Raw genomic sequence first — 22766 nt, forward strand, 5'->3', positions numbered from 1 at the left:
GGTGAATGAAATGAAAAAATATGAAGCACCTAAAGTACTTTCACAGCATACTGTCGAGTTTGGAACAGCAAGACCAAGCGATAAAGTCGGTGGCTACGAATGGTGCCAAAAACGTAATTTCAAACCTATGTTTTGCAGGCATTATGTCGGAGGTTAACTAGAAAGCAATGATAGATTTCATCTGAGAAGTGGAGCTAACCATCTAGTTTGCTCCCTTTTCTTCTCAGGAAAAAGTTCTGAAGAACAGGCGGTGCATATTGACGTACATATTGCAAACTCAAGTCGGCAGAAGTTCGATCGATTTTCATATTCAAACTACTTTTTTATATGATGAATTGACCGCGCGTTTTCGTTCCTTTAAAGCAAGTGAAAATCTTGAAGCGCCTGACATTCAAGTGGAGGTCTACGACTTTTACGGGAAACCATTCGACGACGGTCCTGTCGAGATTCAAGAGAACGGCGACGAATATGTCTATATCCGTGCGGACTATAAGCTGGAGACATCATCTGATTACAGTCAGGCAAAAATTTATGTTCACGATGACCTTGCACTCAAGCACGCCTTAATCAATCTCTACAGCTCCTGGCTGATCCATCGGTGCGCAGGGCTGCTCATCCATTCGTCATGCGTGGTGGAGAATGACCGCGCTTGGATGTTTGCCGGGCCTTCGGGAGCAGGCAAATCGACGGTAGCTGATCTTTCCGATCCCCGTCCTATTCTTTCAGATGAGGCTACGCTTCTACTGTTCGAACAAGATGGTTCGATTACAATCCATGATTCCCCATTTCGGAGCGAAATGGAAGAAGCATGCGAGCTTCCAAGCAGCCCCTTGGCAGGCATTCATTTTCTGATTCAATCTCAGGATGTAAGGCGGGTAGGTATCCGCAAAGGCGACGCGCTGATTTCATTGCTGGATAAGATTTTTTATTGGGAGCATAACAAGCTGGAAACAGCAAAGATGATTGCGCTTTGCAAGCAAGCGGTAGAAAGCGTACCGGCTTATGAGCTATATTTTCAGAAAAACGATGCCTTTTGGGGAGTGATATCATGACGATACTAGCAGACCAAACACTGCTGAAACAGAAAAATATCGAGACGGCTGAGCTGGATGGCGAGTGGCTGCTGCTGAACATCAACACCCACGCCATCACGAAAGTGAACGAGCTTGGAGGCTATATTTGGTCGATTCTTCCCGAATATCCAACTGTCACAGAGCTGGCCGAAAAAGTACATAGCGAATACGGCGTTGAGATGGAAGTTGTCCTCAATGACGTTCAGGCGTTTGTTGAGATGCTGATTGAGGCCGGACTGATAATACATGCATGATTTGACGCCAGTCATGTCAGCAGCAATCCAGCGAAACGGAAAGATCGAGCTGCCCTCTGCTGGTATCAGCATGTATCCCGTGATCAAAGAAGGAAACGTAAGTACTTTCTTGTCCGTACAACGGGAAGAATTGAAACTTGGCGATATATGTTTATTCGTTACGGACCTAGGTGCGTTGATCGGACACCGGCTGCATGCCGTAAAGCAGGACGGCTCAAAGGAATTGTTTATCTTCAAGGGAGATACATGCTTTGAGCCGGATGATCCCGTACCGTTCACAAGCATTCTGGGACGATGGTCCGGCGTTCGCCGTAACAGCCGATTTCAAGCTGCGAATCATTGGAGATCCAGGCTGCTTGCTCTACTGGCTTTGCGTGTACCTAAATGGCACAAAGTAATTCGATGGTGTGCAGAAAGAAACGAGCGTTATATGTAACTGCAAGAGAGTCACATTGACAAAGGAGTATTTTAAATTGAAAACGGAGAGTGCGAAACGGGAAGCCGGTAAACCTGTTAATGGCGTCGCAGTTGTACAACAGGATACGGAGAATCCATGGCTCCGTTTAAGAGCGGATGTGGATTTCACCCGACGACGATTTCGGCATTACGAGGTTATTTTCAAGTCTTTGACCATGGAAATGGTGGACAGACAAGGGAAAACCATCATGACCTTCCATAAGAATAACATGATCGATGTATCCGTTCGCGAGGCTTTCGGCGGAGCATCGTTTTTTATTATAACTGGTGATGGCGAGATAGAAGCTGCGAGGTTTTCGTTTCCGTACATCGAGCCTTACCGACAGGCGGTTCCCACGATAAGGAACTGGCTGGCGGAAAAGGAGGAAACCGGAGTTCTTGCGCTCCCAGTTCTAGAAGAAAGTTCGGAAAATGATAGATGCTCAAAATGCTACAAAACCTCATCTTCCAGTACAAGCAAGTGTTTAACCTGCAGCAGCAGATGGTCCATGCTGAGCAGGTTAGCGGCTTACTGTACCCCATACCGAAGCCCCATGCTGGTATGCGCGCTGCTGCTTGTATTATCCGTATTTATTGAAGTGATCCCACCCTATTTGATCAAAATGATTGTGGATGAAGTGGCCAAACCGTCCGGAAGTTTGAACGTGCTTTTTGCCTTGGCAAGCGGTTTGGCTCTTGTACAGGTGTTATCAGCTGCGATGCAAGTCATTCGAAGCTACCTTGGCGTTCGAATAGGAGGGAAGCTGATAGGCGCGATCCGCCGGGATATGTTCGGCGCTTTGCTGAAGCTTTCGATGCGCTTCTTCGATTACCGTCAGGTTTCTCAGTTTATCGGCCGCATACAGGATGATACCGATGAATTAAAAGAATTTTTGACGAACGGCATGGTGTATCTAGTCACGCAGATGCTGCTCGGCGTAGGCATCCTGTTTATGCTATTCCATCTGAATTGGCAGCTGGCAGCGATGATTCTTATCCCGACCCCATTCTTGTTTGCCGGATTCTATTGGCTGTGGAATAGGCTTAGCTCACTTTGGTATTCGCAATGGCAATCCGCTATGCATGTCAACAATGTGATTGGAGAAGCGCTGCAGGGCATTCGAGTCATTAAAGCCTTTGCGCAGGAAAATGCCGAGAAAAACCGTTTTGAAAAGGTGAATAATCATTGGATCAATCGCACGATTTCCTTCGGTAATCTTTGGCTTGGCGTAACTCCGATTTTCACGGTACTGACGGCTGTATTCGGCATTGCTATTTGGTATTTGGGAGGACGATCGGTTATGTCCGGCACTATGTCTATTGGAACATTGACTGCCTTTACGACCTATTTGCTCATGTTCTTCGGGCCTATTCAAGCTTCTGGGCAGCTATTAAGCTGGCTTAATCGCTCGCTTGGCTCGGCTGAACGGATTCTCGAAATCATCGATGCCAAGGTTGATGTCCCTGATAAGCGGGACGCGGTGGAGCTTTCTTCCGTTTCCGGCGAGATCCGCTTTCATGATGTACGGTACGGGTATGAAGTGGAACGACCGGTGCTAAAAGATATTAACCTCACCATACGTCCCGGTGAAATGATCGGGCTGGTTGGTCGCTCCGGTGCTGGGAAAACGACTCTTATAAACATGATTTGCCGGTTTTATGACCCGAATGCCGGAAGCATTGCGCTTGACGGGCACGACTTGAAAGATATCCGGCAGGAGAGTCTCCGGAAGCATATTGGTGTCGTGCTTCAGGAAACGTTTTTGTTCGACGGTACGATAGCCGAGAACATAGCCTACGGCCGTCCGGATAATCCGCCGGAGACCATTATCGCAGCTGCACACGCCGCGAATGCCCACGATTTTATTTGTCGTCTGCCGGAAGGTTACGATACGCGCGTCGGGGAACGCGGACACCGCTTATCGGGCGGGGAGAAACAGCGTATCGCAATTGCGAGAGCGCTGCTGCTTGATCCGGAGATTTTGATCTTAGACGAAGCAACGGCATCTGTAGATACGGAGACGGAGCGCCTAATTCAAGAAGCGTTAAGCCGCTTAATTCGGGGAAGAACCACCATCGCGATAGCCCATCGCTTATCCACTCTACGCCATGCAGACAGGCTTGTAGTCCTCGACCAAGGCCGCATTGTTGAAATGGGGACGCATGATGAGCTTTACGCGAAACAAACGCATTATTATCATTTGGTCGAATCGCAAAAACAAACGGCGAAAACACCATCGGAGGTCGGATAAGATGAACCCTTATTTCTTTTTAAACCACTCGGAGCTGAGTCAAATCCGTTTGTTCCGATCTTCTGACGGTATTTTGCATTTGGAGCAGGAAGGTAAGGGTTTTGCCCGTGTAACGCTTATTCGCAGTTTTCCGTATACAATGCCCGACAGGTTCATCTCGGTTCGCTCTGCTGAAGGACATGAAATTGTAATGATACAGGACGTGAAGCTTCTCGCGGAAGATAGCTTTCAGGCGGTACGATATGAGCTTGACCGAAATTATATGATTCCAGTCATTACACAAATTCTGACCGTTAGAAAAAAAGGCAGCAAGTGGCATTTTCAGATCGATACGAATTATGGCCCGGCAGCATTGGTCATGGATAACCTCCATGAAAATATCCAACCTGTAACGGAAAGCCGCTGGATGGTAACGGACAATGAAGGACGCCGCTTCGAGTTGTCAGATCCGGAGCAGATGGATGCCCGAAGCCGTGAACATTGGAAGAAGCTGATCTGATTTACGATTTGTAAAGGTCAGGAAGTATTCGTTTGAAATACATAGGGTCATCCACTCATGACAACACTGATTTTTTTGTAAACTACTTTTCGAGAAGAAACCACAAAGCGGCGCTCTAGGTGTGCGTGGACGATTATGATGAGGCTATCAGTATGCTATTATCCGTACGAGATCAGGGGAAGAAGGATTCTCTTTGCCATTTTCGTTTTGGATACGCTTACTACTATTCGGGAAAATATGAGGAAGCGTTGCAACAGTTTGAGATAGCGAACCAACTGTATCCAGTGGACAAGCAGGATGCCAACTTCGCGCAGAAGTCCAAGACAAGCCTTGCAAGCCAAGTTAGTAAAGGAGGAGACTCCTGATCCTGTCATCACATCCTCGCGAGTATATGCTCAAACTCAGAATGCATAACACCTTTTACCATTCAAATGGGTTGTTCACTCGAGTTCGGTGTCACTGATTTTAAGTTAAGGGAGCTACAAAAATGAGGTTTTTGCGGAACGTATCGACGAGGGATTTGAAGGGAACGGCTATGACTGGGTTCTTTGGCTCTTGTTTTCATCGAGGAAATCATGCCGGGGCTGGCAGCTAAGATCCAATTTGATCCTGAGGCGGGTATGTTGTGTGCTTACTCAGCCAACGGCGAAGCGTTGGAGAGGTTTGCTCTAGGTTTTAATGCTGCTTGTGAGGATGATACCTTGATTCGCGATATATTTTCCCGTGCTGAGTTGGACTAAGACGGAGAAGACTAATCTTATAATGAGGACTATTACTGCAACTGATTCAGACTATGATTAGATATCCCTATGTAAAAATCTCTCAGCAAATGAAAATATGGAATTATACCGATGAGAAGTAGAAGCCTTACAATAGTATAAAACTTTCTAGAGGTGATGAGCGTATGGGAACATGGAGTGCTGAGGTTTTTGGTAATGACACCTCGTGTGAGATCAAGGAATATTTCTATGAGCAGTACAATCGGGGATCTGAAGTTACTCAAATTGTAACCGAGATAGAAGAGAAATTCACTTATAGCTTAAATAATACAGATGATAGAAACAATGTATTATTTGCGTTGTCCTACTGTCTTTGGGAAACCAAATCCTTAGAGGATTCGCTGTTAGAGCAAATCACTCAGATCATTGAGAGTGGGAGTGACTTAACTGTCTGTGAACAGCTTGGAGCCAATGTAACATTCATTAACAAACGAAAAAAGTATTTACATACATTTATCACCAAAATTAGTATACCCAAAAGTATAGCAAAAAAGAGGGTCAAGCCACCTACGCAAGTTGAAAGTGATTATCACAATGGCAGCTGTCTTACTTTTAAATATCCCAGTGGTTTATATGGCGGCATTATCGTTATCGACTGCGCCTTTTATAGTAACAGAGGTTCAATGCGCATAGCATTCACCGATATTGAGCAGCACTCTGAACCCCATTATAACGATTTTCTAATCTCGAGCCTGACCAACTTCAACTGGGAGGGTGTATGGGGAGAGGCAAACAAGTATGCCGCCTTTGACGGTAAGACTGCCCGCATTTCTACCTATCCGTTGAGTTATGATCATTCTAAAGAGCGTGTTTCTTATTTTGAGTATAACGATATGTTCTTCACAATTGTGGGTACGCTCCCTAAATACACACAATGCCTTCTATCTACAGTTGGCATTGGAGTCCATTACAATCTTGCTTATACTGAGTTCGCTATCTCTATGAAAAAGACATTACTACACTGGAAGCAAAATGAAGACCTATACAGTAAAAAAATTTCTAAGGAAACGATTGCTAAATTAAATAATTTATTAGTTCTCAACAAGTAACTCGGCGTTGATTCTTGTTACGGTATGCAGCCGATGCTGTAATTCTTTATCAATCAAAAACAGAATAAAAATAAATAATGAAGCAATGACCTAAATTTGAAAATGGCAGCCACGTAATAAAACGACAAGAATGACTTTACTAATTTTTCGTAACGGAGCTACACGGCGAAAATATTTTTTTTTGAAAAAGCACTCAACTAAATGGCGTTCTTTGTACAAACACCAATCCACTTTTCATGAATTTCGACTATTTGCTTTTGGCAGAATGATATAGGATGCCTGATTCGCAGTAATACAATGCCGAATTACTTCTGAGCCATATGCTTTATCGCCAAGAATATGGCTTCCCGTATTGTCATATTCCTGTAGTAAATCTTTCGCTAAAACGGAATCATGGACTTTACCACCTATCAGAAGACAAGCGAAAGGATTTCCCAATCCAACCAACATTTTCACTATTTTATACGCTAAGTCAGCTCGTTGAGTTTAAATGACCGCTAATGTTATAGGAATCTCTTGAAATCGTTATCCACTAGTACTTAACGTATAGAAACTACGTGTTTTATTACCATAAGTTGTATTAAAGTATGTTATGGTTAAAATGTTAGGCGGAACCCCGTATAGTATTATTTCAGGGATGTATACGCAGGTTGATCCTATTGAATTAGCAGGAGGAGATCCGACGTTGTATGGGTATGTTGGGAATCCAATCAGAACGGTTGATGTTTTTGGGTTAATGCCTTTATCGAATCCAGTAGACCAAGGTCACCATATGGTTCCACATTCTCTTGTAACCAAATCAGGTTTGACGAACCATTAATGGTTAGATGGTTTACAAAATCTCTATAACATCCCTGCTATCCAGATATTCACTTGGGATCTGCATAGTATTTATTCAAATGGTAGAACAGAGGTATTAATAAAGAAAAATGTTACACCTGCTCGAGCTTAGGTGGAAACGAAGAGATAGACATCTCAGCATGGGCACCCCATTAATTGTAAGAGGTGAAACTAATGATTAATACAGCTATTTGGTTGGAACAAGATTATTGTTCCAACCAAATAAAAGATGCATATTTGAAGACTAGAAACTTCGAGCTTAAAATACCTTTTAGTGAAAAACAGAGTGATTATGAAATTTGTAGATTTAAACTTATTGCTGAAGAAGTGCAGAGTGATAAACAACGATTGCTGGATTCTGATGTGTTAGGTAAAAAAATAGCAGAAGTAGAGTATGACAATGTATCATTTTCAGAAAGTGAAATTTTATATTATTCACATGAGAATATTTTCACGGATAGTGAGAATAAAACCATTCAAAAAGCTGTTATCGATGGTGTACTACGTCAAAAAAATCTTTACCAAAGAGAAAACATCGAATTGTCCGGTGAGTATCATGTAAATATTCAAGTTTTTCGAAAAGAGATATCTCAACCAGATTTTTTATCAGGGGAAGCACCACCCATTTTAACAGACTATGAACAAAAAATTGAAACAATTACTGTGTATATACTGATTTTTAAAGACTCTATTGATCCGAAAAAAAATAGTAAATTTAGTAATGCCTCTGTTTATGGTAGCTTAGGGAACCTAGGTTTTTTTATGGTTGATCTTGATTTGTTTCATGAATTTATCAGAAGTGAAGTTGGTGACGGGGTAGTCAATCTTGTGGAATTATTTACAACAACTGATCTGGTTGAAAAATGTTTTGAAGAGGGGCTATTGATAATCACTTGGGGGATAAAGCCATGGCACTATTATATTCAGGCAATGAATAATTCAATTATATTCGATGAGTGTACTGTAAGTGGAACTTACAAAATTAAAAATAAGACCAAAAAATTATCTGTTATTCCAGGGAATGAATTGCTTGCATGGCCGAAGTGTCTTGAAAAAGAATGGCCTACAATTTGTTTAGAAGGGGACGGTGAAAAAATAGTTTTATCGTTATATACTTATTCTGGAAATCTCGGAAATGAAATAATTCCTACTTATATACTTCGTAGAAGTGAAGAACATGTAGAACATATTGAACCTATTATTAACTACAATTTTCTCGATTAATACGAATAACGTTGCATTATAACCTGAATGGTTGGCTTTTCAAGGCTTATCAGGTTCAATTGAAAAGTTATCATTAGCGTGAAGACTAAAGAGTAGAGGTGAGTAAGTTGAGAGATCAGATGCCGAATCAATGCCAAGAATGCGGAAATTCTATTGGTTTCAAAGGAATCTGTTATCGTTGTCGGATAAAGAATCAAAGGGAAGCCTACCAAGCTATGAGCAGTGAAGAAGTGGATAAAATGGTCGAATCGATCATCTCGAATATTGAAACGATCGGGGAGTGGAATCAAGTCTATCAAGACTTCAATGGGTTGCTTGGCTATCACGACATCAACACTGCGCGAATTGCACAAGCAGCGTTCGACAAGGGAATCTTCTTTCCAGCTAAGCTCTATCGGAATGCTTCGCCCGAGGTGAGGGATCAACTGCTCACGCGTCTTTTTGATCCTGCATGTGAAGAAGCAAATCATTTACTTCTCTGCCTCGCCCTGCAAGGCGATGAAGTCGTTCAGGAAGCATTCCAGAAGCTGGAGAGAAACCCGCTGCCCTGGCGCAGCAAGCTGTATGTGAATCCGTCCGTCTATGCCCATCATGGTGGCTGGCATTTCGACGAGCAGGGGAATTGCAGCTCATTGTACTTCGAGAAATGCTACACGATGCTGCCAGCGGATGGCGGCGATCAGGCGGCGAAAGCTGGCCAATTATTGGAGCAGCACTGTCCGCATTGCGGTTGCCAGTTGATTGATGTCCTGCGGTTGGATGGTCTTGATGAGCGATTTTCCTTTCTGGGGATCGATGGCGTGCTGAACATTCCCGTTTGCCCGAATTGCAGCACATTCACTGAAGAGACGTTCGTGAGATATGGGAAAGATGGCCGAAGTGAAATCGTGTCTTATGAGCCGCCTTTCGACACTGAAAATTATTGTTCTGAGGCGGAGCTTCTGGAGATGAGCCGGAATCAGCTCACAATTAGCGCTGAGGCAGTACCGAAGCATTACGCAAGCGGTGGTGATGAGGTCATCACGATCGGTGGCTGGCCGGATTGGGTTCAGGACGCCAAATTCTCGACATGCCCGGACTGCGGTCAAAACATGAAATTTCTCGCAGCGCTTCCATGGAATGTATTGATGAATGGCTCAGAAGGTACCTTGTATATTGAGATTTGTATGGATTGCAGCACGTTGTGCCTGTTCCATCAACAGACATAAGGAGAATTTCGAATGAGTCAGAATTATATGACGCAATGCACGGGGCTATCCGAGTATTGGGATGAGAGCATTAAATGAGTTTCTTATAGAGTTTCTACACAAACATAAAACGAGGTGGATAGCATGCTGGATTTGGCCAGTCATGTATGGAGCGAACTGGATGGTCCTTACGGCTCTGCCGAGAGTGTACCGCAGTTAATCAAGCAGTTGCAGCAGCAGTATGAGGAAGCTGTAAAAGATGAGCTATATTGGGAGCAGTTGTTTCATCAAAACTCCATTTATTCAAGCACACTGGCCGCAGTCCCTTATTTGGCAGAGATCGCCCATCGATCGCAGAGTCTGGAGGTCAAGTTGGATATTTTCGTGACTTGCGGCCTGTTTGAAGCCAATCGAAGTGAACACAGTGGAGCCGGCTTTGAGCTGCCTGTAGAGTTACAGCCGCTAATGGATCGAGTCGGTATGGTTGTGTGTATGGATATCTACAACAGCTATGTGAACGCTATCGCAGAACTGGCCGGTAATAGCTCAGATATGATACGTTTTGCAGCTGAAATCGGCAAAGACAACGGAGAGAAAAGGTACGTCATTGCGGCCGATGCAGCGTACCGAGGCTGGAGGGGAGCGGCTGGAGTGCTAACTACGTTCAATGAAGGCGATGAATATGTGGCCTCCTGTCTGTCATGCGGCGAAGATATCTATATATGGCCTTCCCCTGAAGACGACAGGCTGCTAGCTTATCGCAATGATCCTGTATTTCATACCGAGCAGGAATCTGTTGTCATTACGCCGTCTGAGGCGATTAAGGACAATGAATTAGCCGTATTACAACAGCTTTGCTCCAATATTGGCGAAAGCAGGCTCATGCGCCATATCCCTTATTTGGCCGGACAAGTGAGCTGCCCTTCATGTGGTGCTTCGAGTCTAATCTGGCCAGGGTTGACGAATATGTACAAGTCTTAGTATTATCCACTAACTTCCAAAAATATAGTTTAGGAGGAGTTAGAGTGAAACAATCATTCGTCTTTCATGATGAAAAATCCAGTAAATTTTGGTGGATAGATTATAGTGGGTGTGATTTTGTTGTGAATTATGGAAAGACAGGCGTTGCCGGAAAATATGAAATCAAACAATTTGACTCTGAAGAAGAATGTACCAGACAAGCTGAAAAACGAATGAAACAAAAGTTAAAAAAAGGCTATCAGATTGATAGTAATTTTGATTTTATCAACCATCTATACTTTGATGATGAGGAAATAGGGCCGCATTCCAAGACATCCCATCCTCATTTTGTGAAACATTTTACAGACGATTTTTATTATGACTGCGGTGAGGAAGAAGCACCTTTCGGCAGTGATGAAAGCTCGGACACATTGGCGGAACTAACAGAAAATCTACGCAAGAAACGTCAATTGAATTTTGCTGAGTTCCCTAAATTTATTATTGAAAAGGTATGGGGAATGAAATATATTCCCGTAAGCAGCTTGTTGGAAGATGTTGTAAAAAGAGTAGTAGTGACTGACGAGATGAATATGATCCAAAGTGATATGGTCACTTATGCTGTCGCTTTTGGTCAGATAAAAATAACTGGGGAAATTGATCCTGGGCTAAAGCATTGCGCTATTGATTCTTTGAAAAGAATTCAACAAACAGCAAAAATTTTGAATTGGGGAACGAATTCAGAAATAAGCAATAAAATGATTGATGATTTATATTCATTTTGACAACGTACTCCCTTTAAGAAGCGTAATCGTTCTCATGAAACAATTGGATTCCAAGCCCTATATGTTCATTTTACGTACCTCGAAGGTGAGAAATTCATTTCATTATTTAGTTAAAAATTTCAATTGCTAAAAGAAAGAGGAGAAGAACATGTATATAAGCAAATGGTGGGGAGATTTAATTGGCGGTTCCGATGATTCGCTGGCATTAATAGATTATTTGGAACAATTGGACTTAACGGAAGTGACGCTCAATCAGATTTTAAAGGACTTGGGTTTTGTTGTTCTTCTTTCCGAGGGAGACTTGAAAAACGGCGGAAATATTGGATTTGATAGTAAAAGCGCTAACGGCATGTTTCGGGTAGAACTTGATATTGCCTGCGGTGCTCTAATCGATCTTTCAGCCATTGTGTTAGAGAGTCTTAAATCAGGCTATGTCGATTTGCATGATTTGGATGAGGCTAGGCAGCCGCGCAAACTTTATATGGATGCCTCCGAAGAAGATAGAAAGCTGCTTCAGGATGAACTCAACAAGTTCTCCCGTAATCCGCTGTCTTACGATTTAGCCAAGTTTGTTCCAAGCGATGATATGAGGGAGCTTGCAGAATCAGCAAAAATGATCGCAGATGAGCTGAACCCAATCACTGAATAATATCCATAATTTGCTAAATGATGATATGATAATGTTGGTAATTGATTTGAAAAGCGAATGTATAACAAAATGAATCACTATCTCACAAAAGAAAAGAGGCAAAATGATGGAAAAAGATCTATTCGTACAACTTATGATTTGGCATCAAGAAGATGAACATGAAAAAATAGTAGATACCATTATGGAAATTCCCCAATCAGAAAGAGATTATGATACGGTGAGCTTATTGGCAAGAGCTATGAATAATCTGGAACGATACGATGAAGCACTACAACTGCTTTTGACTATTGCAAAGCTAGGTGAGGACGATCCTCTTTGGCATTTTCGTGCGGGGTACTCCTACTATTATCTTGAACAATATGAGGAAGCATTAAGAGAATTTGAAATTACAGATAAGCTTGACCCAGAAGATAGTGCTACTTTGACATTATTAGATTGGAGCCGAAGAAACGTCGATCGAAAGAAAAAGAAACTTGAGCAATCTGCCGCATTGAAAGATATGAACGAACAAACTACAGTTAAAGAAGCAAGTGAAGTTCCCATTGACGATCTAGTTCATGATGTAGATAAAATTAAACCAACTGTGCTAAGAGCGCAAGATAATGGTAGTGCGTCATTCGAATATTTAAATGATATGTATATTGATGGATATTTCCCTAATTTTCTTGTGGATAAAATCAAAGCTGAACTAGTTAACGTTGTTGAATTTTTGGAACAAGGAAATCAAAACATCGAAGACATTCAAACAAAACTCGATATCGCCATTCATGCAATCAATGATCTTGCAGAAGAGTTTGACGAACATGACAGCGAAATTGAAACAGTTGCCAGAGAATCAATTGCACAAACGGTTGAACAGATTTTAGCCTATTTTGGTATCCATATAGATACAGAAGAAGCCATTCGTGAACGTGATTGGTAGTTTCCTAGAGGAGAGGATTTAAAGATGGATAAGGATCTACTGAAACAGCTCACACTTTGGCATAACAAAAACAAGTATGAGAAAATTATTAATAAAATTATAGAAATACCCGAAGCAGATCGGGACTATGACTTAGTATGCCATTTGGCAAGAGCATTGAATAATCAAGAAAAATATAATGAAGCGATCCATTATTTTATATCTGTTCAAGAGCAAGGTCAGCACGACCCTCTTTGGCACTACCGTTTAGGATATGCTTATTATTACCTTGAACAGTATAAGGAAGCGGTCGTTGCTTTTGGACAAGCTGTAGCACTCGACCCTGAATTTGCTGCTGGCTCGAGGTTTTTAGAAATGAGCCGCAATGCCGCTGGTAGAGCAGGAAATGAAACCAGCCCTATAGTTAACGTTGAAAAAGGGATTAAGATTGGGAATGATACCGATTTGTCAGAAGTTAATAAAAAAATAAACCCATTTGGGCTAGTTGCACATAATAATGGAAGCATATCGATGATTTTAAGTGTTGGCAAATACAAGCATCATATTTTTCAAGCACGAGCCGAAGAAGGCTTTGAGGGAAATGGCTATGATTGGGGTTCATTAGCAGCCGTGTTTCTGGAAGAAAAAATGCCTCATCTCGTTGATACCGTACGATTTGACCCTGAAGCCGACATGTTCGCTGCTTATACACACAATAGAGAAGCAATACTTAGTTTTGCAATCGCCTTTAAGGAAGCATGTGAAGATGATGCACTAATAAATGACCTATTTTCACGAGCTGAATTAGATTGATTCGAAATATCATGGTAAAAACGTACGTTTTGTTTCATCGAAATGACATAACTTTAATTATAAATATGAAATTATACAAATTAGCAATTTAAGCCCTACAAGAGTATAAAACGTTCTAAGATGCGAAGCCTGTCGTCAAGGAGAACGTGCATGGTATGGCTCCATTTCTGGACTTACGGAAATTATTGGATGAGTTTATAGAAAGGATGATAGAAATGTCAAATGATAGTCAAACATCTTCTATTGCTGGTTCTGTTAGAGAGCCTGGTCGTTATCTCATCGACCTGACAGGCCCTCGCAGTCACAATCTTGTCATTCAGCCCGGTGTGGGCAGTATATCCATTGGTCCATCACAATTGGGGAAGAAGGCAGACCTTCACGTTGCGACTGATGCGATCATCGATTGGACCGTATTCAATACCTTTGCCACTCCGGCGGGCTCGCCCTGGCCGCGATTTCTGCACTATACAGGCAGTGACGCAGGCTTTTTTGAGTGGGCGCAGAAACGTCCCATTGAAGAGATGACGTGGGCTCCGATCCTAATTGCAGACACAGTGGCAGACGCGAGACAATCCGATTTGCATGGCTTGCATATCAAGCTGGACAAGTCCGGAGGGCGTCTGAGCCTGCAACTTCCAAAGCAGCCTTGCCGCCTAAGCGTGTCCGGAGATCTATCACACTTCTCGGCCACTGGCGAAATACCATCTTCTCTGATACTTGCACCGCGCACTAGCCGACGCAAGAATGACATTTCTTCCTTGCTGCCTGACTTGGGTGAATTGTATCAAGTGACGAGCCTGACGCTACAGAACACTCCGCTAGGACAGCCCATTTCGCTTGAGTGTCTGAATCGGTTCCCAAACCTCAACTCACTGAGTTTGTGGGGGAACTTCTGTGACGTGGACTTACTGGCTCGTCATGCCGGATTAACGAATCTGGAGCTGCGCTTCATGCCAGATCTGGGGGACTTGCCTCCCTTGCATACATGGCCGCTGCTTGATAGATTTATCGCTTACAATGTGGAAGAGGTCGCGGGCAAACGTCTAAAACAGCAAATGAAAACTCGCGCCAAAACACGCGTATGGACCGGCCATGCTTCAGTGAGCCAATTGCGAAAGCCTGAGTGGTGGACGACCGAGTTTGGCCGCCCGTTCTCGTCCTGGCCAAAACGTCTCGCAAAACTGGCTAACGAAGCTTATAACATTGCACTGGCTACTTTGGCTCAGGCTCGCAGCTTTGCCGAAGCCGAGGCAGCCATTACTGCTTTCACCGTACGCTTTAATAACCTCAAAGGGATTGAAACCACCGAACGAGAAGACCTAGGTGAATCGGTATGGCAGCTCAGCCAGTCAGACCACTTAATTGGCCAGCCTATAACAGAGGAGATGGCTCAACGCTGGTTCGATGCAGTGAGAGATTACTGAAAGAACGTAGTAAGAAAATTTGTCATGTGACTATACTAGAAATATTCAGGATGAAAGGAGCAAATGAATGACTGATTATAATCAGACAGTCATCGATACCTTGCCGCCAAAAGGAATCAATAGAGAGAAGGCTATCTCGGAGCTCGGAGCTAACGAGGCACCTGAGCTGTTGCATCTGGCTAGTACAGAGCGTGGTAAGACTAAGCTTTCCGCTCAGAGGGCACTGGCTAAAATTGATTATGAACCTGCTTCAACTTATTGGAAAAAGCTATTAAAGTCGCCACAAAAATGCGAAAAAATATTAAACAACACATTCTCGAATACAGTGTCGGATCTGCTTGCTGACCAATTGCTAGCCTTTTTACAGACGTTTTTGGAAAAGAAGCCTGGCAGCAAAATCAGCTGGGAAGAGCACGAAACACTGTTGGCCTTACTTGGCATGATGCCAGGCAAAGCAAGTGAGAAGATGTGCGCGGTGTATGAGCTGGCAGCTGAGCAAATCCAGAGGAGTTTAACATTTAAATGCGATAGCGAGGTATTAAAGTTAACTCACAGAGATACATCTTCCTTTAATATTAGTGATACGCTGGATTGTATGACTTTAGAGCAAGCCTTTCCTATGATTTTGGCTGGCTCTGTTTTGATGGATGGAGATATTAGGCTGCAAGCGCTGGCTAGAAAGTTATATGAACAATATGGGGGAGCCTGGCTGTCGCCTGTCTTCGCTGCTGCGCTTCTAACTAAGCCTGCTGGCGAAGTTTTCGAGGCATTTTCCCCATATTACAGTGATTCGGTTACGCAGCGTTTTATTTTGAACGTGCTAGGTACGGTGAAGTTTGATACTAAGCAAAATCGGTATACGTTTAGGTTTGGTTGGGGACATATGCTGAGGGATGATACATATTTTTCACTTACACCGCTGTTGTTTGAGGATTTGGATGTGCGCTGGATAGAACGAATGGCTGCTGATCCTGAGCAGAAAAAACCAAGTGGTCTTATTAAAACGAGCTATTATGTTGGAAAAGTTACAGGAGAATTTGATGATGTGCTGGGTGATCTACTTCCGCTAAATAATAAAGTTTGCAGCCAAAAGGTTCAATCGTATTTTCTTAGAAGAACGATTCTAGACGATGGAATTGGTGCGACATATGTGGGTATTTTGTATCGGATAGGTTATGAGGACGTTGAATCGATCCTTATGAAAAAATGGTCCACTAAAGAAAATGCAACCTCGATTTGGAATGTGTTCAGTGATTTACAGTCCTTTACCCATTGGCCAGCCCAGAAGAGAGCATCGCTTTTTGAAAAGGTAGGAGAAATGGTTCAAGAGAAGAAATTAAAAATAAGCTCATGGAAGCCGGACACGGCCGAAGAGCTGAAGAACAAGCTACTCAAGTAGCAATAGCAAATAAGACCAGTGAGAAAACATGGTTTTTATGTAAGGATGAGGAGGGAAATCGTATATCTATTTATTTTAATATTTCAATGCCGGTTATGCATTTTCTTATTGAGAGCCATCATGCAATGCTGGATCATGGAGTGAAACTGTATGCCGAAATATTTGTTAACGCACAGGGTGAACGTCAATATTCAGCTTTTGAAAGTGAAAAAATCGATTTGTTCGCCAGTTATTTTAATGACACTGCATATAACTCTTTTTTCTTTTCCTGCTACCCTATACAAGATGCAACACAAATCAAGAGTAATGGATACTTCTACGATACACCAAGCTCCAATTCTATTGAAGTAGCAGGCGGCAGAGAAACCGATAAAAGTCGAGAACTTATACAAATGCGTATGCTATCAAAAAATCCTAACAAACAGATACGTTCTTTTTATCAAAAATTTCAAAAGGACTTAAAGAAAATTTCAGGATTGCAAAAGCATCCGCAAAAGAATTATTTTTACTTGCCAACGAATAAGATTATAATTCCTGCTAATCCACATTCACAGAACTCAAGAGATATTTGGGAAGACTTTAATCTTTCAAAAATGGAGAATGTTGAATAGCTCTGAACATAATCAAAAAGTCCGGATGCGATAGCGTATACTTGACAGGTGCTAATTCGAATTAATTGGCATGGAGGGAAATTATTTTATGAATGCTACATTAATGAAGAGATTAAATATTTTCCTTCATCGGGAGGATAACATTACCTTAGTAGGCAGTCCGGCAAGCCAAGAGGAAATTGCTAATGCTGAGCAGCGTCTGAAAGTAGACTTTCATGAGGATTATGTGCATTTTATCCGTACGTTTGGAGGGGCATATGCAGGTCTTGCGGTATATGCATTCTCAAATGGCTCCAGTTTCGGAAACGAAACGGTTGTCGATTTGACGCTATGGTCCCGAGAGCAATTCAAGATGCCTCCCTTTGCAGAGGTTCTACAAACTAGCTATGTCATCTCTATGAATGGTTCCGGCGATCCGATTATAATTAATAAGGCAGGCAACGTTCTCATTTGCTACCATGATAACGGGGAGATCGAGTTATTAGCGGATTCATTCGAGGCATTAATTGAGAAAAATTTTGATGAATGGTAACTGTTCGTATTACGATGGTTCCAATGTCACATGAAGCGACCAAGAACTTGTATTGCGAAGTACAGAATCACATTATATTAAAATAGCATAAAAAGGGAAGTTTATTATGAATAATAGCATTGCGGAACATTGGAATCTTGTAGAGCGTGAACTGCCCGGTATTAATTGCATCATCTTTCCAGATGGTGTTTTAACCCTTTTAAATTGTTACAGTATATATGACCCCAACACAAAGGAAAGAAAAAAAATTTGCTCTCCCTTGTGTGACACAACCATTGACAGCATTGCAAAGTATAATGTTGAATGTTGGACGATCGTTGATGCATGGGTCAGTATTGATTATCAAAACGGGAAAATCTATGGCGGCGATGGTCAAATGGGAAATGAAGGATATATTGCCTGTACGGATGCTGAGGACCGTTTGGTGTGGGGAATATTTTTTGAAAATTCAAACCCTATAAAAAGCTTAGAAATCAAAGATAATATCCTAATCGCGATTAATGAGCATACTGAATTGCAAATTGAAATCAACTTAGAAAACCTCACCCAAATTAAAATGACTTGCATAAAGTCCCAATAAAGATTCATTATTTTATTTTCACCAAATACCGCGAAATAAGCATGTTCTAGCTTTTTGAAAGAGTATTTATAACCTCTCATTTTCCATATACCCGTCCTAATCAGAGATATCCAGTGAAACTAAAAAAAAGCAATTTAATATATCATTCTAGCATGCGCGAAGAATTTCCTATTTCGTATTAATAGGGATTGGGAACCGTTAGTTCAAGAAAACAGCAGCAGTCTAGAGCTGATATGCTCCCCTTAGCTGCTGCTGCTTTTTCAGCCATACATATACCAAATTCGCACGGCAGCTCTGAAGGTCAATTGTCCTGGCTCGATGGGGCTTGTGACGCTTTGCTGTGGCATAGCTGCCACCTTGAATAACACAGGCTCAGCCCCAGGCTGTGCTACTTCCTCGACTTTGCATGGTACCGCGGACAAGGAAACGCTGAGTGCATGGGCGATGGAGGTGGCCTTCGACTCTGCATCTCGCACAGCAGCAATCAATGCTTCTTGTCTCGTCTTAGCGGCCTCGCTAGAATCAAACTCTATCGATGTAACAATGTTGGCCCCATTCGCAACGGCCATATCGATTAGACGTCCAGCCTCCGTAACATTATCTAGCATTACTTGAAGCAGATGGGTGACTTTGTACCCCCGGAATTCTTGCTTTCCATCTATATAATCGTATTGAGGCTCAATTTGAAATTGCGTAGTTTTGATGCGCTCACGGGCAATGCCCGAATGCTCCAACGCTTCAATAATCGCGGCCACCTTTGTAGCATTTTCAGTCTGGACCGATTCCAGATCTACCCCTTCACTAACGGTTCCCAGTGTAATCAATGTACGGTCTGGAACGGCTGTTACCACACCTTCTCCCCAAACCTCTAGCGTAAAATCACATGAAAATTGTTTATGCTGAGCCATAGTTCCATATTCCTCCTTTATCATCGCACCTATAATTAAACTATGATCATTTATCGCTTGAAATTCAATGTATCCACCATTATTACATGCTCAGTTTGGAAGCGTTATTTACAGTACGGGTGAAGAGCGCAAATCTTCAAAAATAATTCGTTATTTTCTTCGATGGCTGAAATGAAAGAAGGCCGTCCCCGATTAAACAAGGGACGGCCTTTGATTGAGTTAAAGCTCGATAGCCTATTATAGCTTATACGAAAGTAACCTTGACCTCATCCCTGCCGATGAGAGCCCCAGAACCGTTATAAGCCTCTGCTATAATAACAAAGGTTCCGGCGTGCAAAAGCATCAGCTTTGTATAGCTCGATAGTGTATGATGAATGTCATATCCGCTCGAAGGCACGTCGAGCTTGCCCGAATGGTAGGTTAATGATCCGTATATTCCATTATTTTTCTCTAGAATATGGATTTCATACTGGTAAGCTCCGCTAGGCTTCGTAATACCGATATAATCCGGAACCGCTCCGTAGCTATTCGGATACGGGTTAAACACGTAAACTCCGCCATAAGCGGCGCTTGCTTGGGAAGAGATACCGAACAGTAAGGTAATAGCAATCAAGAGTGAAAACATCTTCTTCATTAATAATTCCTCCTCATAAGGGTTGTCGCACCCATTCCGGCCGAAAAGGGTATGTACCTTTACCGAGAGCTCTCTCGATGAATATATCATCATATTGTAGAAATAACTATATTTAGAATTTATGAATGTATGTCTATTTCTACTGAAATTAAATTGCGTACATCCGAGCAAGAACCAAAAAGGCGGATGCTCATCGCGGTCGACCTCCTTTTTACAAGGATTCACAAGATTCGCCGTTTAGGTAATCAAAGAACGAAACGTCTGTCCAGAAGTCGTAGCTTTGGACGTTGACGGCGGGATTGACCTGCTTGAACCCGTCAACTACGCCCTTGGATTGATACTTGAGCGAGAACGCCTGCGAGTAGTAGCAGTCGATCTGATATGTTATCGCTAATGGTGACCTTATAATCCGGAATCGACGTCAGCGAGTAGGGTGTCCGCGTAGTCTACATTTACTAATACGATTGAAAAGGCTAATGTTTACGATAATTTTTATGGATTGTGACAAATTAACTATTATTCGTACTAATGGACAGCATTAAGCTTTCTATTTCCGTCTTATTTGGAGCTATCAATTAAGTTGAAGATTATGGTAGAATTCCCTAATGGATTTAGGTTGCTGCTTCGGCTCTATATATCTTGACTCTTGAGCAGGGCTTAGATAATGGAAGGATTAATCGAAATTAACTTGCCAGTGAATTATGTAATTGAATATGTTGTCCAATATATGAAGCGAGGCAAAGTTGCTTATCAAAGCCACTAACAAGTAGCTACTGCGTCGAATATCACTTTAGTAAAACCTTTTGATGATCCAATCGGTAAGGGGTACCAGCGGCCAGTCGAACCAAAGCGCACATTTAGTTGCGGAACAACGACAAAAGATGAAACGTTCCTTATAAGAGGAACGGTTTTTAACATGCTTGCAGCTTAGCTGTCGGTTGACTAGAACATATATGACTATAAGTCGCGGAAATCAGCTTTTTTTGATATATCGTATATTCTTATCAAAGGCTAATGACAAGAACATACTCCGAATTACATAACCACGATTATATTTGCAGCGGATTTCCCGCTCGGACCGTCTAATAAGGTGAAGGTGGTGATCACATGAAGCCGACCGGCAGTCGAAATAAGAATGATTTTTCGAAAGACCCCACGCAAGCACTTGAGCAGCTCATGAACGAATTCGGCACAATTGTCATACGGACTGCGTTTTTCTATACGGGGGATGCTCATCTTGCCGAGGATATTAGCCAGGAGGTGTTCCTACGCGCGTACCGAAAGTGGAACACTTTCCGCGGCGACAGTACCGTCAAGACGTGGCTGACGACGATCACAGTCAACATATGCCGCGACAAAATGAGCGTTCGTATGTTCACGGAACAGCCGACCGAGCCAGGCAAGTTGGAGCTTGGCCGAACGATCAGCCTGGAAGATGAGGCGCTTGAACGGCTAAAGAAGAGCGAAGTGCTGCAGCATGTGCTTCGCCTGCCGTTGCCGTATCAGGAAGCGTTGTACTTGTATTACTACGCAGACCTCAACACGCGGGAGATATCAGAAGCAATTAGCTCCCCGGAAGGAACAGTACGCAACAAACTGCATCGGGCGCGAGAAATGCTCGCCCGAGAGATCAGTAAGGAGGGAATTCTTCATGACGGATATGGATTATGAACTGACTAAACAGTTTCGAAAGGAGTCTGATGAAATGTTATTTTCGAGTATGGAGATGAGTGAGCAACTGAAGCGGAAGATTCGTCAAGAAGCGGCCGCAGAGAAGGCAGGGCGTAAATGGAAACTTGCGAAATCATGGAAGGTGGCTGCGGTGGGATTGGCAGCAGCGGTCTCAATCGTTGTGGCCATCCCGCTGTTAGGTACACCGAGCGCTCCGGCGCCTGTGGATAATACGACGGAAAATGTGTCTCCGCCACAGTCAAACGGAGGCATAGTCGGTTCAGAATTGACTTCATTGACGACATTGACGCTTGCTTCCATCGAAGAAGCAAAGGCGTCTTTTGGAGAAGACTTGCTGCTGCCGTCCTTTGTACCGGAAGGGTACACCTTAACAGATATTGCAGCGGTGGGGATGCCAGATGAACCAGTTAGAGATATCATCTTAACGTATGTGTCGGGCGAACATACGGTTACGTTCACGGCCAGCCGCATGGCTTCCATCTATCCGACGGAGCTATTTACAAAGACGAAGGTGGGCGAAGTGGACGGATTCGTATTTGAACAACCGAGCATGACTGAATTGTTCTGGACGATTGAAAATGTCCATTTTGGCATAACCGGGCCAATTCCAGGAGATGCAGCGATGAAGATGGCGTTGTCGGCAACGCTTTAAGTAAGAAACGCTAAGTGAGATAAGCTTTTACCTCGAAGAAGCAGATGCCAGTATTGACGGCATCTGCTTCTTCGATGTAGTCCTTACATCTATGATGTCTAGGGACACAATTTTATCTGTTAATGGAGTAAAAGCTTAAGGAATCAGGATTTTTATTGTATATGTATAGGGTTTGTGATATGTGTCGGACGACAAGAATATAAGCCGATTAATTACCGCGTAAATCGCGGTTTTTTTTATTTTATCGGTACATATTCTTCGCAATATGTCATGGCAAGAAAATGTACCGAATGCCGATTAGCCATTTTATTAAATGTACTAAGTCAATAAAACATAACGTTATAGCCTGCCTATACTTCATTAAACTCCCTTGGTACGATATCGTTTTCTGACGAATACTCGATTGTTTGCAGGAGTTCGTTCAATTAGCAAGTTCGCACATTCTCCACACTCCTCAATACTTTTGCACTCTAGATGAATGTTAGCAGCCTTTGAAGATATTTTTTAGTTTTTTGAAAAATTTGTGTATTTTTTTATTTTTATAAAATTAAATTTCATTTTAAATCAAATTGAATTTATTTAATTCGAATGATTAGGTAAAAATCGTACACCAAAA

The 22766-nt window shown here is 42.6% G+C and carries 27 protein-coding genes; 24 read left to right on the top strand and 3 right to left on the bottom strand.

Annotation, left to right across the window (positions count from 1 at the left end; translation table 11 throughout):
* Positions 1-10: 10 nt before the first annotated feature.
* The 9 genes from FGT79_RS30925 (at position 11) to FGT79_RS03315 (ending at position 6362) form a co-directional block, all read left to right on the top strand.
* Complete coding sequence (locus FGT79_RS30925) at positions 11-157, top strand: hypothetical protein (RefSeq protein WP_171056014.1); 147 nt, start codon at positions 11-13, stop codon at positions 155-157.
* Between the two features lie 100 nt (positions 158-257).
* Positions 258-1052, top strand: coding sequence for a hypothetical protein (locus FGT79_RS03280; RefSeq protein WP_246096119.1), 795 nt, complete (start codon positions 258-260; stop codon positions 1050-1052).
* Positions 1049-1327, top strand: coding sequence for a PqqD family protein (locus FGT79_RS03285; RefSeq protein WP_138751353.1), 279 nt, complete (start codon positions 1049-1051; stop codon positions 1325-1327). Before FGT79_RS03280 ends, FGT79_RS03285 begins: the two co-directional genes overlap by 4 nt.
* Positions 1320-1763, top strand: a complete 444-nt coding sequence (locus FGT79_RS03290; RefSeq protein ID WP_138751354.1) for a S24/S26 family peptidase — start codon at positions 1320-1322, stop codon at positions 1761-1763. The genes FGT79_RS03285 and FGT79_RS03290 overlap by 8 nt, the downstream gene beginning before the upstream one ends.
* A 37-nt stretch (positions 1764-1800) precedes the next feature.
* Positions 1801-4035: an ABC transporter ATP-binding protein gene (locus tag FGT79_RS03295; RefSeq protein ID WP_246096121.1), complete on the top strand. Its 2235-nt coding sequence runs from the start codon at positions 1801-1803 to the stop codon at positions 4033-4035.
* 1 nt (position 4036) lies between these two features.
* The gene (locus FGT79_RS03300) at positions 4037-4534 is read left to right on the top strand and encodes a DUF1854 domain-containing protein (RefSeq protein ID WP_171056056.1); all 498 of its coding nucleotides are present in this window, start codon (positions 4037-4039) and stop codon (positions 4532-4534) included.
* Between the two features lie 152 nt (positions 4535-4686).
* Complete coding sequence (locus FGT79_RS03305) at positions 4687-4899, top strand: tetratricopeptide repeat protein (protein ID WP_138751356.1); 213 nt, start codon at positions 4687-4689, stop codon at positions 4897-4899.
* 210 nt (positions 4900-5109) lie between these two features.
* Entirely contained in the window at positions 5110-5274 is a 165-nt protein-coding gene (locus tag FGT79_RS31765; protein WP_246096122.1) for an Imm51 family immunity protein, read from the top strand.
* Positions 5275-5438: 164 nt separating this feature from the next.
* Positions 5439-6362 carry a hypothetical protein gene (locus tag FGT79_RS03315; protein WP_138751357.1) on the top strand — a complete coding sequence of 308 codons (924 nt, stop codon included), beginning with the start codon at positions 5439-5441 and terminating at the stop codon, positions 6360-6362.
* A gap of 234 nt (positions 6363-6596) precedes the next feature.
* On the opposite strand, the gene FGT79_RS32470 is transcribed toward FGT79_RS03315, so the two are convergent.
* Positions 6597-6812: a transposase gene (locus tag FGT79_RS32470; RefSeq protein WP_425465002.1), complete on the bottom strand. Its 216-nt coding sequence runs from the start codon at positions 6810-6812 to the stop codon at positions 6597-6599.
* A 235-nt stretch (positions 6813-7047) separates the two neighbouring features.
* On the opposite strand from FGT79_RS32470, the gene FGT79_RS32185 reads away from it, so the two are divergent.
* The 13 genes from FGT79_RS32185 (at position 7048) to FGT79_RS03380 (ending at position 18264) form a co-directional block, all read left to right on the top strand.
* Complete coding sequence (locus FGT79_RS32185) at positions 7048-7182, top strand: hypothetical protein (protein WP_281285893.1); 135 nt, start codon at positions 7048-7050, stop codon at positions 7180-7182.
* 194 nt (positions 7183-7376) lie between these two features.
* Positions 7377-8426, top strand: coding sequence for a hypothetical protein (locus FGT79_RS03325; RefSeq protein WP_138751359.1), 1050 nt, complete (start codon positions 7377-7379; stop codon positions 8424-8426).
* A 215-nt stretch (positions 8427-8641) separates the two neighbouring features.
* A complete protein-coding gene (locus tag FGT79_RS03330; protein WP_212758499.1) occupies positions 8642-9634 on the top strand; it encodes a hypothetical protein in 993 nt (330 codons plus the stop codon).
* Between the two features lie 123 nt (positions 9635-9757).
* On the top strand, positions 9758-10594 hold the full coding sequence (locus tag FGT79_RS03335; protein ID WP_138751360.1) for a hypothetical protein: 837 nt from the start codon (positions 9758-9760) through the stop codon (positions 10592-10594).
* Between the two features lie 44 nt (positions 10595-10638).
* Positions 10639-11355 (top strand): WGR domain-containing protein, encoded by a 717-nt coding sequence (locus tag FGT79_RS03340; RefSeq protein ID WP_138751361.1) that lies wholly within the window; start codon positions 10639-10641, stop codon positions 11353-11355.
* A 148-nt stretch (positions 11356-11503) separates the two neighbouring features.
* Positions 11504-12004 carry an imm68 putative immunity domain-containing protein gene (locus FGT79_RS03345; protein WP_138751362.1) on the top strand — a complete coding sequence of 167 codons (501 nt, stop codon included), beginning with the start codon at positions 11504-11506 and terminating at the stop codon, positions 12002-12004.
* A 103-nt stretch (positions 12005-12107) separates the two neighbouring features.
* The gene (locus tag FGT79_RS32475) at positions 12108-12926 is read left to right on the top strand and encodes a DUF5713 family protein (protein WP_425464983.1); all 819 of its coding nucleotides are present in this window, start codon (positions 12108-12110) and stop codon (positions 12924-12926) included.
* 24 nt (positions 12927-12950) lie between these two features.
* Entirely contained in the window at positions 12951-13718 is a 768-nt protein-coding gene (locus FGT79_RS03355; RefSeq protein ID WP_138751363.1) for an Imm51 family immunity protein, read from the top strand.
* Between the two features lie 215 nt (positions 13719-13933).
* The gene (locus tag FGT79_RS03360; protein WP_425465003.1) at positions 13934-15142 is read left to right on the top strand and encodes a leucine-rich repeat domain-containing protein; all 1209 of its coding nucleotides are present in this window, start codon (positions 13934-13936) and stop codon (positions 15140-15142) included.
* A gap of 67 nt (positions 15143-15209) precedes the next feature.
* Positions 15210-16541, top strand: a complete 1332-nt coding sequence (locus tag FGT79_RS03365; RefSeq protein WP_138751364.1) for a hypothetical protein — start codon at positions 15210-15212, stop codon at positions 16539-16541.
* Positions 16493-17152 (top strand): hypothetical protein, encoded by a 660-nt coding sequence (locus tag FGT79_RS03370; protein WP_138751365.1) that lies wholly within the window; start codon positions 16493-16495, stop codon positions 17150-17152. The genes FGT79_RS03365 and FGT79_RS03370 overlap by 49 nt, the downstream gene beginning before the upstream one ends.
* 88 nt (positions 17153-17240) lie before the next feature.
* Positions 17241-17684, top strand: a complete 444-nt coding sequence (locus FGT79_RS03375; RefSeq protein WP_138751366.1) for an SMI1/KNR4 family protein — start codon at positions 17241-17243, stop codon at positions 17682-17684.
* Positions 17685-17790: 106 nt separating this feature from the next.
* A complete protein-coding gene (locus FGT79_RS03380) occupies positions 17791-18264 on the top strand; it encodes a hypothetical protein (RefSeq protein WP_138751367.1) in 474 nt (157 codons plus the stop codon).
* 260 nt (positions 18265-18524) lie between these two features.
* On the opposite strand, the gene FGT79_RS03385 is transcribed toward FGT79_RS03380, so the two are convergent.
* Together FGT79_RS03385 and FGT79_RS03390 are read right to left on the bottom strand one after the other, a co-directional pair.
* The gene (locus tag FGT79_RS03385; protein WP_171056057.1) at positions 18525-19172 is read right to left on the bottom strand and encodes an SIMPL domain-containing protein; all 648 of its coding nucleotides are present in this window, start codon (positions 19170-19172) and stop codon (positions 18525-18527) included.
* Positions 19173-19416: 244 nt separating this feature from the next.
* On the bottom strand, positions 19417-19806 hold the full coding sequence (locus FGT79_RS03390; RefSeq protein ID WP_138751369.1) for a hypothetical protein: 390 nt from the start codon (positions 19804-19806) through the stop codon (positions 19417-19419).
* Between the two features lie 1107 nt (positions 19807-20913).
* Between FGT79_RS03390 and FGT79_RS03395 the strand changes: the two genes are divergently transcribed.
* Both FGT79_RS03395 and FGT79_RS03400 read left to right on the top strand, forming a co-directional pair.
* Complete coding sequence (locus FGT79_RS03395) at positions 20914-21477, top strand: sigma-70 family RNA polymerase sigma factor (protein WP_138751370.1); 564 nt, start codon at positions 20914-20916, stop codon at positions 21475-21477.
* Entirely contained in the window at positions 21458-22150 is a 693-nt protein-coding gene (locus FGT79_RS03400) for a hypothetical protein (RefSeq protein WP_138751371.1), read from the top strand. Before FGT79_RS03395 ends, FGT79_RS03400 begins: the two co-directional genes overlap by 20 nt.
* Positions 22151-22766 lie beyond the last annotated feature (616 nt).

It is taken from the genome of Paenibacillus sinopodophylli (genome assembly GCF_005930355.1).
Taxonomy (GTDB): Bacteria; Bacillota; Bacilli; order Paenibacillales; family Paenibacillaceae; genus Pristimantibacillus; species Pristimantibacillus sinopodophylli.